The sequence below is a fragment of the Pseudarthrobacter oxydans genome (assembly GCF_030812335.1).
Classification (GTDB): Bacteria; Actinomycetota; Actinomycetes; order Actinomycetales; family Micrococcaceae; genus Arthrobacter; species Arthrobacter oxydans_B.
On the sequence record NZ_JAUSSN010000003.1, the window covers coordinates 130,739 to 142,861 of the forward strand.

Annotated in this window: 11 protein-coding genes; 2 read left to right on the top strand and 9 right to left on the bottom strand. The window is 67.4% G+C overall.

The window, feature by feature from the left end; all coding sequences use genetic code 11:
* Positions 1 to 6: 6 nt before the first annotated feature.
* The gene (locus tag J2W14_RS05890; protein ID WP_307459761.1) at positions 7 to 1,179 is read left to right on the top strand and encodes a PLP-dependent cysteine synthase family protein; all 1,173 of its coding nucleotides are present in this window, start codon (positions 7 to 9) and stop codon (positions 1,177 to 1,179) included.
* Between the two features lie 11 nt (positions 1,180 to 1,190).
* On the opposite strand, the gene J2W14_RS05895 is transcribed toward J2W14_RS05890, so the two are convergent.
* Positions 1,191 to 1,847, bottom strand: coding sequence for an MBL fold metallo-hydrolase (locus J2W14_RS05895; RefSeq protein WP_307459763.1), 657 nt, complete (start codon positions 1,845 to 1,847; stop codon positions 1,191 to 1,193).
* A 105-nt stretch (positions 1,848 to 1,952) separates the two neighbouring features.
* On the opposite strand from J2W14_RS05895, the gene J2W14_RS05900 reads away from it, so the two are divergent.
* Positions 1,953 to 2,411: a Fur family transcriptional regulator gene (locus J2W14_RS05900; RefSeq protein WP_307460588.1), complete on the top strand. Its 459-nt coding sequence runs from the start codon at positions 1,953 to 1,955 to the stop codon at positions 2,409 to 2,411.
* On the opposite strand, the gene J2W14_RS05905 is transcribed toward J2W14_RS05900, so the two are convergent.
* From J2W14_RS05905 to J2W14_RS05940, 8 genes are all read right to left on the bottom strand, one after another.
* Positions 2,408 to 4,051, bottom strand: coding sequence for an MDR family MFS transporter (locus tag J2W14_RS05905; RefSeq protein WP_307459766.1), 1,644 nt, complete (start codon positions 4,049 to 4,051; stop codon positions 2,408 to 2,410). The genes J2W14_RS05900 and J2W14_RS05905 overlap by 4 nt on opposite strands.
* Positions 4,048 to 4,677, bottom strand: coding sequence for a TetR/AcrR family transcriptional regulator (locus J2W14_RS05910; RefSeq protein ID WP_307459769.1), 630 nt, complete (start codon positions 4,675 to 4,677; stop codon positions 4,048 to 4,050). Before J2W14_RS05910 ends, J2W14_RS05905 begins: the two co-directional genes overlap by 4 nt.
* A 95-nt stretch (positions 4,678 to 4,772) precedes the next feature.
* Positions 4,773 to 5,663, bottom strand: coding sequence for a metal ABC transporter permease (locus J2W14_RS05915; protein ID WP_307459772.1), 891 nt, complete (start codon positions 5,661 to 5,663; stop codon positions 4,773 to 4,775).
* A complete protein-coding gene (locus tag J2W14_RS05920) occupies positions 5,664 to 6,479 on the bottom strand; it encodes a metal ABC transporter ATP-binding protein (RefSeq protein WP_307459775.1) in 816 nt (271 codons plus the stop codon).
* A gap of 54 nt (positions 6,480 to 6,533) precedes the next feature.
* The gene (locus J2W14_RS05925; RefSeq protein ID WP_307459776.1) at positions 6,534 to 7,511 is read right to left on the bottom strand and encodes a metal ABC transporter solute-binding protein, Zn/Mn family; all 978 of its coding nucleotides are present in this window, start codon (positions 7,509 to 7,511) and stop codon (positions 6,534 to 6,536) included.
* 99 nt (positions 7,512 to 7,610) lie between these two features.
* Entirely contained in the window at positions 7,611 to 8,675 is a 1,065-nt protein-coding gene (locus tag J2W14_RS05930) for a hemolysin family protein (protein WP_307459780.1), read from the bottom strand.
* The gene (locus tag J2W14_RS05935; protein ID WP_307459782.1) at positions 8,672 to 10,009 is read right to left on the bottom strand and encodes a hemolysin family protein; all 1,338 of its coding nucleotides are present in this window, start codon (positions 10,007 to 10,009) and stop codon (positions 8,672 to 8,674) included. Before J2W14_RS05935 ends, J2W14_RS05930 begins: the two co-directional genes overlap by 4 nt.
* A 399-nt stretch (positions 10,010 to 10,408) precedes the next feature.
* A complete protein-coding gene (locus tag J2W14_RS05940; RefSeq protein ID WP_307459785.1) occupies positions 10,409 to 11,899 on the bottom strand; it encodes a GuaB1 family IMP dehydrogenase-related protein in 1,491 nt (496 codons plus the stop codon).
* Between the last annotated feature and the right edge of the window lie 224 nt (positions 11,900 to 12,123).

Genomic DNA, 12,123 nt, shown 5'->3' on the forward strand with positions numbered 1-12,123 from the left:
TGTGCGGTGATCAGAGGGCGACAGCAGGACAGGGCGTGGGCCGCCGAGGCCATCCGCAGAATCAACGCAGAGAACAACCGGTCCGCGGACACCCACCTGTACGCAGTCCCGTTGCCCCCGCAGTGGGGTGTCCAGCTGTACCTCAAGGACGAATCAACCCACCGGACGGGCAGCCTGAAGCACCGGCTGGCCCGCTCGCTGTTCCTCTTCGGCCTGGTCAACGGCTGGATCTCGGAGGGCACCACCATCGTTGAGGCCTCCAGCGGCAGCACGGCGGTGTCGGAAGCCTACTTCGCCCAATTGCTGGGGCTGCCGTTCATTGCGGTGATGGCCCGGACCACCAGCCGGGAGAAGATCGCCCTGATCGAGCAGTTCGGCGGCTCCTGCCTGCTCGTGGACCACGCCTCGGAGGTCTACGAGGCTGCCGCGGAACTAGCAAAGCACACACACGGGCACTACATGGACCAGTTCACCTACGCCGAACGGGCCACCGACTGGCGCGGCAACAACAACATCGCCGAGTCCATCTTCGACCAGCTGTCCCTGGAGGAGCACCCGATCCCCCGCTGGATTGTGGTGGGCGCCGGCACCGGCGGCACCAGCGCAACCATCGGCCGCTACCTGCGGTACCACCGCCACGATACGGAACTCGCCGTCGTGGATCCGGAGAACTCCGCGTTCTACCCCGGCTGGCTGGAAAGCCGCCAGGCTGCCGACGGCGGACACCCCTCCGATACGGCGGACCCCGCCGGCATGGCCAGGGTCCCCGCCATGTCCCGGATCCCCGCCACGGTCCCGGCGGGCCAGCCCTCCCGGATCGAGGGAATCGGCCGGGCACGGCTGGAACCCAGCTTTGTCCCGGCGGTCATCGACCACATGGTCCAGGTCCCGGACGCGGCCTCGGTGGCCGCGATGCGTCATCTGCTCGAGCACGCCGGCCTGCACGCCGGACCATCCACCGGCACCAACCTGTGGGGCGTCTGGCAGCTCATCGCGGAGATGATCGACCAGGGCCGCCGCGGCAGTGTCGTGTCGCTGATGTGCGACGGCGGAGACCGCTACGCCGGGAACTACTACAACCCGGAGTGGCTGCAGTCCCAAGGCCTAGACCCCGACCCGCATGAAGCGACCATCCGGGAATTCTTCGCCACCGGGGCGTGGCCGGCCCAGTCTTCCTAGACGTACTACGCCTAGACCTCGACGCTGTCCCCGCTGGAGAGATGCCGGTATTCGGTGCCGTACTTGGCGCCGATCCGGGTCACGTGCCCTTCCACGATGCCGCGCCCGTTGTCATTGAGCAGCGCGTCGTGGATCGGGAAGGCTTTGGGGGCACGAACTCCGATCACGAAGTCGACCACCTCCCCCACTTTGTTCCAGGGCGCGTGGATCGGCACGAGCAGCGTCCGGACGTCCGCGCCGTCGGGCACGATGAACGAATCTCCCGGGTGGTAGACATTGGAGTCCACGAAGTAGCCGATATTGGCCACCACCGGAATCTGCGGATGGATCAGCGCGTGCTGCCCGCCAAAGCACCGGACGGAGAACCCGGCCGTCTCAAAATCCTCGCCGGGGGCCACCGTATGGATCCGCGGCCCGGCGCCGGGCTCCTTGTCGCGCAGTTGTGCCGCGACGCCGGCCGGCGCATACAGCTGCAGGGCCGTGCCGGCCGACAGGGCCCCAGCGACGGCGTCGATGTCGATGTGGTCGGCATGTTCGTGCGTGATCAGCACGGCGTCGGCACCGGCGAGGGCCTGGTCGGTCTCGGAGAAGTTCCCCGGATCGAACACCAGCACCTTGCCGTCCTTCTCGAGCCGGACACAGGCATGCGTGAACTTCGTCAGCTTCATCCGGCCAGCCTAGGGTCCCGCCCCGGCGGTGTCCACGCGCCCGGCTGGTAATCTGGGACCTTGCCACCACCCCGTATCAAGACCACCAGCGAAGCGAGTTCCACGATGTCCCACGGCGCCACAACCGACGGCAGCCGGGCCACGGTGCCGGCTCCTGCCGCGGCCAAGGAGCAGCGCGTCACCAAGCAGCGCCTCGCGGTCAGCGCCGTCCTCGACGAACTGACGGACTTCGTCAGCACCCAGGAGCTGCACCGCATCCTGCAGGACCGCGGCACCTCGGTGTCCCTGGCCACGTCCTACCGGATTCTGCAGTCCCTCGCGGACGAGGGCCTGGCGGACGTCCTCCGGAACGCCGACGGCGAGGCCGTGTACCGTCGTTGCGCCGTCACCGGCCACCACCACCACCTGCTGTGCCGCAGTTGCGGCAAGGCCGTTGAGGTCGAGGCACCCGCGGTCGAGGCCTGGGCCGCACGGACGGCAACCGAGCACGGCTTCACCTCGGTCGAACACACGGTCGAGATCTTCGGGCTGTGCCCCGACTGCACGGCCCGGGCTGCCGGCTAGTTCTTGGCCCTGCTGGCCGGAACAAGGGCCTCGTCGTCGGCGTCGTCGGCGTCGTCGGCGTCGTCGGCCGTGATCAGGATGTCGCCCTCCGAAATGGATTCGGACAGCACGTCGTGCTCAATGGCGGTTGCCAGCGGCTTTTGCTTGACGAAGCACATCAGCACGGCGGCGACCAGCGCCAGCGGAACCATCCAGATGAAGATGGGGGTCAGTGCGTCGTTGTAGGAGGAAATGATGGCCTCCTTGATCGGCGCGGGCAGCTGGCTGACCACCGCCGGAGTCAGCGAGTTAGAACCTCCCGGCGCGCCGCCCCCGGCGGCCGTGGCCGGAAGACGTTCGGCAAGCAGCTCGGCCAGCCGGCTCGCGAAAAGACTCCCGACGACGGCGGAGCCGAGGGTGGCGCCGATCTGCCGGAAGAAGTTGTTCGACGCCGTTGCGGTGCCGACTTCGCGCAGCGGGAAGGAGTTCTGCACGATGAGCACCATAATCTGCATGCTCAGCCCCAGGCCCAGTCCCATCACGGCCAGGTAGGCGCAGATTTCCCAGAGCGGTGCTCCCGGCTGGAGGGTGGAGAGCAGCACGAGGGCGACGGCGACCAGCAGGCCGCCCGCAATCGGCATCCACTTGTAGCGGCCGGTCCGGCTGACCATCTGCCCGGAGACCACCGAGGCAACCAGCAGGGCGCCCATCATCGGGATCATCAGCAGCCCGGATTCGGTGGCGTTGACGCTGAATGCCATCTGCAGGTAAGTCGGCAGGTAGCCGATGGCGCCGAACATGGCCACGCCGATCAGCAGGCCCGCGACCGTCGCAAGATTGAAGTTGAGGTCCTTGAACAGGTGCAGCGGGATGATCGGCTCGGCCGTGCGGCGCTCCACCAGGACGAAGGCGACCGCGCTGAGAACCGTACCGGCGATCAGCGCGAGGATGACGGGGTCGCTCCACGCGTACTTGCTGCCGCCCCAGGTGGCGAACAGCACGAGGCAGGTCGTGGCGATTGCCAGGAACAGCATCCCGCCGAGGTCCAGCCGCGGTTTGCCGCTGTGCTTCGGAAGCTTGAGGAAGAACACGGCGCCGGCCAGCGCGAGCAGTCCCAGGGGGATGTTGATCCAGAACACCCACCGCCAGCCGGGCCCCTCGGTGAACCAGCCGCCCAGCAGCGGACCGGCAACGGAGGCAATGGCGAACACGCCGCCCATCATGCCCATGTATTTCCCGCGTTCGCGGGGCGGTACGACGTCGGCGATGACGGCCTGCGACAGGATCATCAGCCCGCCGCCGCCGAGTCCCTGGACGACCCGGGCGGTGATCAGCACGCCCATGTCGTTGGCCAGGCCGCCGATGACGGACCCAATCATGAACAGGATGATGGCAGCCATCAGCAGGGCCTTGCGTCCCATCAGGTCACCGAGTTTGCCGTAGATGGGCATGGTGATGGTGGAGGCCAGAATGAAGGCGGTGATGACCCAGAGCATGTCGCTGACGCCGTGGAGTTCGCCCACGATCGTGGGCAGGGCCGTGCTGAGCACGGTCTGGTTCAGGGCGGCCAGCAGCATCGAGAGCATCAGGCCCACGAAGAGCAGCACCATGTGCTGCTTTCCTTCAACCGGTCCCGCGGCGGGGACAGCGTGCTTGGTCATGAAAGTTTCCTTAGTAAATGGTGGAGCAGTGTCAACGACGGTTCGAGGGTCTCCTCGGAGATTCCCTCGACGGGGTCGTAGTCAGCTGAGGAAAGATTGAAGCGGATGGGGACGCCGGCGATCATGACCAGCATGCGCGCGGCTTCCTCCAGGCTGAAGCCCTCGGCACCATCCGTCCAGGACGGGTCCCGGGCCAGCACGCCGGAGATCCCCTGGCAGACGAGGCTCTCGGCTTTGACCATGTAATCCATGTGGCGGCGTCCCAGATTGGGGTACCGGGCAATCAGCTGGCGGCGGCGGGTGCGGTCGGTGCCCCCGATCGCCGTCCAGGCGACCGTCATCAGCAGCCGCGACACCTGCCCGACCAAATCATCGGCAGTGGTGGAGATCCGGGACAGTTGTTCCTTGTCGAGGACAGGTTCACGCAACCCCACGATCGCGTCTTCCTTCACCGGAAAATAGTTGAAGAAGGTCCGCGGGGAGACGCCGGCACTGGAGGCGATGGCCTCCACTGTGGTCTGGTCCACGCCGTGTTGCAGGGCAAGCGACGCGGCCGCCTCATGGAGGGCGGTCCAGGTCTCGGCTTTTTTGCGCTGACGCAGGGGCAGAGGAGCGGCTGTAGTCATGGATCCAAGAATTGCACGACTGCAAAGATTGCACAAATGCATTCTTGCAGTGATGCACTATTGCCACTGGGAGAGGGTGTGTAGGTCAGGTCGGCTCAGGCGGCCGGCACTGCCGCGCTCCGCAGCACCCGGCCGTTGATGCCGCGCTTGGCACGGATCCCGCCGACCACCCGGCAGACGACGTAGATCAGGAAGGACAGCGTCGTCACGTACGGGCTGATGGGAATCCGGCCGCCGAGGGCCAGCAGGATGCCGCCGACGGTGGCCGTCATGGCGAACGCCACGCTGAGCATCACCACCAGCCGGGGCGACGACGTCACCCGCATGGCCGCCGCCGCGGGAGTGATCAGCAGCGCCAGCACCAGCAGGGCGCCGACGATCTGGATAGAGAGCGCCACGCTGACGCCGAGCAGCAGCATAAACCCGATGGCAAGTGCCCGCACGGGCACACCGCGGGCGGAGGCGACGTCGGGATCGACGCTGGCGAAGGTCAGCGGACGCCAGATCGCCACCAGGGCAATCATCACCACGACGGCGGCGATGGCCAGGACCTGGAGCTGGACGGTTCCGACGGACACGATCTGGCCGGTGAGCAGGCCGAACTTGTTGGCGGCGCGCCCCTCGTACAGGGAGAGGAACAGGATGCCCAGGCCCAGCCCGAACGGCATGATGACCCCGATGATCGAGTTCTTGTCCCGGGCGCGGACGCCCAGCAGGCCCAGGAGCAGCGCCGCCAGGACGGACCCCACCAGGGAGCCCAGGACGATGTCGGCCCCGATGAGCAGGGCGAAGGCCGCTCCGGCAAAGGACAGCTCGGAGATTCCATGGACGGCGAAGGCCAGGTCACGCTTCATCACGAAGGTGCCGATCAGCCCGCCCAGCAGGCCCAGCACCGCACCCGCCCAGAGGGAGTTCTGCACCAGCGCGACCAGTTCGCCGTAGTTTTCGAAGTTGAAGATTGAATTGAGCAGGCTGTCCAGGTCCATCTAGCCCATCTCCCCCGCCACCGCGTGGGCGTCCTCGTGGTGGTGCGTTGTGGCGTCCGGCAGTCCGACGACGATCAGCCGTCCGTTGGCGTTGATCACTTCGACGTGGCTGCCGTAAAGGTCGGACAGGACTTCCGTGGTCATAACCTCTTCCGGCGGGCCTACCCGGAACCGTCCGCCGGCCAGGTACAGCACCCGGTCCACGTAGTCCATGATCGGGTTGATCTCGTGCGTTACGAACACCACGGCACTGTCCTGGTCGTGGCATTGTTTGTTGATCAGAGCACTCACGGCCTGCTGGTGCTGCAGGTCGAGGGACAGCAGGGGCTCGTCGCAGAGCAGCACCTTGGGATCGGTGGCAAGGGCCTGCGCCACCCGCAACCGCTGCTGCTCGCCGCCGGAGAGCTGCCCGACGGGGACGCGTGCGTAATCGGCCGCTCCCACCAGATCGAGGAGCTCATCGATTCTGCGGTTCACTTTCGCCGTGCCGAGCCGGAGCCCCCAGCGGTGGCCGTCGACGCCGAGCCCGACGAGGTCGCGGGCGCGCAGCGGCGTGTCAGGGTCGAAGGACTTCTGCTGCGGGACGTAGCCGATCCCCCGGCTACCCCGCTCCACGGGCCGCCCCGCGAGCACGGCCGTGCCTGAGCTCAGCTCCTGCAGGCCCAGCAGCACCTTGAGGAACGTCGTTTTTCCGCTGCCGTTGGGTCCGAGGACAGCGAAGAATTCACCCGGGTTGATGTCCAGATCCAGGCCCTCCCACAGGGTGCGCTTACCGAACGCGAGGGAGGCGCCACGGAGGCTCACTACGGGTGTCAACTTGGCTTTCCTCGAATTCTGCACAAGCCGCAGGCTCACGCTGTCCAGCTAATCTTAGGCCAGTGCCTTGCCGATATTGTCGACGTTGTCCGTCATCCACTGCAGGAAGGACTTGCCCTCCGGCAGGGTCTCGCTGAAGTTCACCACCGGGACGCCGGCTGCTGCCGCCGCGTCCTTGACGGCGACCGTCTGCGGGCCTTCGGTCTGCTGGTTGTAGGCCAGCAGCCTGATGCTGCCCGAGCCCATCAGGTCGGTGGTTGCCTTCAGCACGGCGGGCGGAACGTCGGTGTCTTCTTCGATCGCAGCGGTGTACTCATCCGGGGTCTGGTTTTCCAGGCCGGCGGATTCGAGCAGGTAGAGCGGCACCGGCTCCGTCACGGCGACGGGCGCCGCACCGGCGGACGCCTTGATTCCCGCGAGCTTGGCGTCGAGGCCGCCGAGCGACGCCTTGAAGGCTGCGGCGTTGCTGCGGAAAGTCTCGGCGGAGGACGGTTCAAGCTCGCCGAGCTTGGCCGCGACGGCGTCAGCCAGCCGGGCCATGGCCGGCAGGCTGTACCAGACGTGCTCGTTGAAGCCGGCAGGTTCATGGCCGTGGCCGTCGGCGTCGGCTTTGGCGGACGGGCCGGCGGTCTCTTCCGGGGCCAGCCCGGACAGCTCCACGGCATTCAGGACGTTGCCCTGGTCCAGTCCCGTGTCGTCCGCGAGCTTGTCGATGAAGCTGTCATACCCGCCGCCGTTTTCCACTACGAGTTCGGCCTTGGACACCGCCAGCTTGTCCTGCGTGGTGGCCTCGTACGAGTGCGGGTCCTGGCTGGTGCGCGTGATGATGGAGTTGACCCGGACCTTATCCGCGCCGATGGTGCTGACGATGTCCCCGTAGACGCTGGTGGAGGCGACCACCTCGACGACTCCGTCGCCGGCACCGGCGGAATTCCCGGAAGCGGATTCTCCCGACGTCGGGGCGCAGGCCGTCAGCAGCAGGGTGGCGCCGGCAAGAGCGGCGGCAATGGCGCGGGCAGCGGGACGGTGCACGGAAAACCTCGGATCTGTTATTGAGAATCAGGAGCAATAGCAACAGCTCCGAGTGTAACCCTAAATAGGAATGATTCCTATTTAGGGTTACACCGACGGCTACTGGTCCTGGCCGAGCCTCCGATAGCCGGTGGCCTGGGTGGCGTCCCGGATCTCGCCGACCAGCTGCTCGATAACGTCCTCCAGGAACAGGACGCCCTGGGTGAGGCCGTCGGGGCCGATCACGCGGGCCAGATGCGAGCCGGTCCGCTGCATGACGGACATGGCCTTCTCGATTTCGTCGTCCATCGCCAGGTTCGCCAGCGACCGGATGTGGCTCTCCGCGATCGGCTGGTGGTACGCCGCGTCGGGGATGGAGAGCACGTCCTTGATGTGCAGGTAGCCGGAGAGCATCCCGTCGTCGTCGAGCATCGGGAAACGGGAGAACCCGGTGCGGCTCACGGCCTTCTCAAACTCCACCGGAGTGGTGTTCGATTTCATCATCACGAGCTTGTCGAGCGGGACCATCACATCGGCCGCGGTGTGTTCGGAGAACTCCAGTGCGCCGGTGATGAGTCCGGCGTCGTCGTCCACGAGCCCGTGGCGGGTGGATTCCTGCACGATCGACTGGACTTCCTCGAGCGTGAAGGAGGAGGTGACTTCATCCTTCGGCTCGATCCGCATCAGCTTCAGGATGTGGTTCGCGGACCAGTTGAGCGCCACGATCACCGGCTTCACCAGCCGGGCGATGAACATCAGCGGCGGCGCCAGCAGCAGGGCTGCCTTGTCCGCCACGGAGACCGAAATGTTCTTGGGGACCATCTCCCCGATGGTGACATGCAGGAAGGTGACCAGCAACAGGGCGACGGCGAAGGCCACAATGTCGGCGATCTCCACCGGGATGCCGACCGCCTCCAGCGGCACGGCCATCAGGTGGTGGATCGCCGGTTCGGCCACCTGCAGGATCAGCAGCGAGCAGACCGTGATCCCGAGCTGCGCGCAGGCGAGCATCAGCGAAACGTTTTCCATGGCCCGCAGGGTGGTTTGCGCCCGCTTGGATCCCGCCTCGGCGAGCGGCTCGATCTGGCTCCGGCGGGCGGACATGACCGCAAATTCGGCACCAACGAAGAAGGCGTTGCCGAGCAGCAGCACCACCAGCCAGAAGATTCCCGCCCAGTCGCTCATGCGGCACCGACCTGGCCGTTGGAGTGCTCCTCGTGGTGCACCCGGACCGGTTTAAAGCAGATCCGGTCAATCCTGCGCCCGTCCATGCGCGTGACGGCCAGCGTGCCGCCGTCGACGTCGACCGTGTCCCCCACCGCCGCGATCCGGCCCAACTTGCTCATGACGTAGCCTCCCACCGTTTCGTAGGCAGACTCGTCGGGCACGGTCAGGCCCGGGATCTGTTCGGAGAGTTCGTCGGGGCGCAGCAGCCCGGGGAAGTACCAGTCCCCCGATGCGCTCTGCAGCAGCCCCGGGCGGACCTTGTCGTGTTCGTCGGCCACTTCCCCGACGATTTCCTCGACCAGGTCCTCCAGGGTGGCGATGCCGGCGGTGCCGCCGTACTCATCCAGGACCACGGCCAGCTGCAGATTGCCTTCGCGCAGTTCGGCCAGCAGGGCGTCCAGGTGAATGGTTTCCGGAACCCGGAGCACATCGGTCATGATGGCTCCGGCCTCCAGCTTGGCGCGCCGCCCTGAGGGTACGGCGATGGCCTTCTTGATGTGCACCACGCCGCGGATGTCATCCGAGGATTCCCCGATGACCGGGAAGCGCGAATAACCGGTGCGGCGTGCGGCTTCCACAATGTCGGAGACCGGCTGGTCCCCGTCGATGGTCTCGACCCGGATGCGGGGCGTCATGACGTCCGCCGCTGTCCGGCCCGAGAACTTCAGGGTCCGGGCGATGAAGTTGGCGGTCCCGGCGTCGAGGGTTCCCATCGCCGCCGAGCGGCGCACGAGGGAGGCCAGCTCGGCCGGTGTCCGGGCGCCCGAAATCTCCTCCTTGGCCTCAAGGCCGAAGATGTTGAGAACCTTGTTGGAGAAGCCGTTGAGCACCACAATGGCGGGCTTGAAGACCGCCGTGAACATCAGCTGCGGCCGGGCCAGGGCTTTGCCGACCTGGAACGACAGCGCAATGGCCATGTTCTTCGGAACCAGCTCGCCGATCAGCATGGACAGGAGGGTCGCAAAGGCCATCGCCATGACCAGCGACACGGAGGAAACTGCCGCTTCCGGCAGTCCCAGGGCGCCCAGCGGGGCTTCGAGCAGTTTGCCCACCGACGGCTCCATGACGTAACCGGTGAGCAGGGTGGTGATGGTAATGCCCAGCTGGCAGCTGGAGAGCTGCGTGGACAGCGACTTGAGGCATTTGAGCAGGGGCGCGGCGGCGGTATCGCCGTCATCCACGGCCCGCTGGACGGTGGCCTGGTCGAGGGCCACAAGGGAAAATTCAACGGCAACGAAGAAGCCGGTTCCGAGGATGAGCAGCAGGCCTGCCCCGAGAAGAAGCCACTCCACTAGCGGCCTGCTTCCGGGGCGGCGGCGCGGCGCGGCGCCCGGCTACCGGGATGCCGGCTGCCGGGGTGTCGGGTGCCGGGATGCCGGCTGCCGGGGTGTCGGGACGGGCTGCCCGGCGGAGGATGGTCAGCCGCGGCCGACCCTGTTTCCTGGAAGGTCCCGGATTTCTGAAAGGCACTTGGCTGGCGTGCCGCCGGGGAGTGATGGGCGCGTGAACGGGGTTTGCCGGCTCTTCGGGTGGGCTGCGCGGGAACGGTTTCCGTTCCCGCCTGACAGCCCCCAGGCCGGCACCTAGATTTACTGTCCATAAGAGTTTCAGTCTACAGGAGCGGGGGGAGCCGGCCGCCGTCGGACACCGTAGGTGACGCCCGACGGCGGCCGCTGCGCCAGCGCCGCGGCTCACCAGCTCTGCGGGACCGGACGGCCTTCCTCATACCCGGCCGCGGACTGGATCCCGGCCACGGCGCGTTCCCGGAACTGCGCAAGATCCGCAGCGCCGGCGTAGCTCATCGAGCTGCGGAGCCCGGCCGTGATCATGTCCAGCAGGTCCTCCACGCCGGGCCGCGCAGGATCGATGAACATCCGGGAAGTGGAAATGCCTTCCTCGAAGAGGGCCTTGCGGTCCTTTTCGAAGGCGCCCTCGCGCTGGTTGCGGTTCTGCACGGCGCGGGCGGACGCCATCCCGAAGCTTTCCTTGAACTGCCGCCCGGTGGCGTCCTGCTGCAGGTCCCCGGGGCTCTCGTGCGTGCCGGCGAACCAGGATCCGATCATCACCTGGCTGGCGCCGGCCGCGAGGGCCAGCGCGACGTCGCGCGGGTAGCGGACTCCTCCGTCGGCCCACACGCGCCCGCCGGCGGCCCGCGCGGCCGCGGAGCACTCGAGCACAGCGGAGAACTGCGGCCGGCCCACGGCCGTCATCATGCGCGTGGTGCACATCGCCCCGGGGCCCACGCCGACCTTGACGATGTCCGCGCCGGCCTGGATGAGTTCGCGGGTCGCCTCCGCCGTGACCACGTTCCCTGCCACCACGGGCACACCGGGATTGAGGCCCTTCACCGCGGCCAGGGCATCAAACATCTTCTGCTGGTGGCCGTGCGCGGTGTCGAGGACCAGCACGTTGACCCCGGCGGCCAGGAGTTCCGCGGCACGCCCGGCGACATCGCCGTTGATCCCGACGGCGGCGGCCACCTTGAGCCGGCCGGCCGGGTCCAGCGAGGGCCGGTACAGCGTCGAGCGCAGGGCGCCCTTCCGGGTCAGGACGCCGGCCAGGCCGCCGTCCCGCTGCACGGGCGCAAAGTCGGTCCCGGCGGCGTCCATCGCGTCGAAGGCGCGGCGCAGCCCGGCCCCGGGCCCGGTGCCGGACCCGCCGCCGGACCCGCCGCCGTCGGGGGCGTCTTCCAGCAGTGCCGCGTCCAGCACCAGCGGCTGGTGGCGCATCACCGAGGCGAGCGAGGCGAACCGGTCCTGGCCCTCGCAGTCGGCGGCACGGACGATGCCGGTGACGGCACCGGAGTCATCGACGACCATGACTGCCCCGTGCGGGCGCTTGCCCATCAGGTGCAGGGCATCAATGACGGTGTCGGCCGGCGACAGAGTGACCGGGGTTTCCAGGACGGGGTGGCGGGTCTTGATCCAGGCCGTGACGTCGCGGATCACGTCGAGCGGCACGTCCTGCGGCAGGACCGCCAGCCCGCCGCGCCGGGCCATGGTCTCGGCCATGCGCTTGCCCGTCACCGCGGTCATGTTGGCCGCGACGAGGGGAATCGCGGAACCGGTCCCGTCGTCCGCCGCAAGGTCCACGTCCAGCCGGGAGGTGACGTCGGAACGGGACGGTACAAGGAAGAGGTCCGAGTAGGTCAGGTCGGTGGTGGGCTCGGTCAGGAAACGCACGGCTGCTCCTTAAATGGCATTCCGGTGCTCAACGGGTTCTCAGTGTGATTCTAGCGAGGCTTTCCACAGGCCCCGGCACCGGTCCGGGCAGCCGCTGCGGGCGGCGCCGGACGGCAGGATGGGGTGCCGTGACGGCGCGTTGAGGCGACTTCATGATTTGAGTCACCCTTATTGGCGGTTTGGCAAGAATCGTCACTAGACTGGCAGAGGTCTGGGTTCACTGG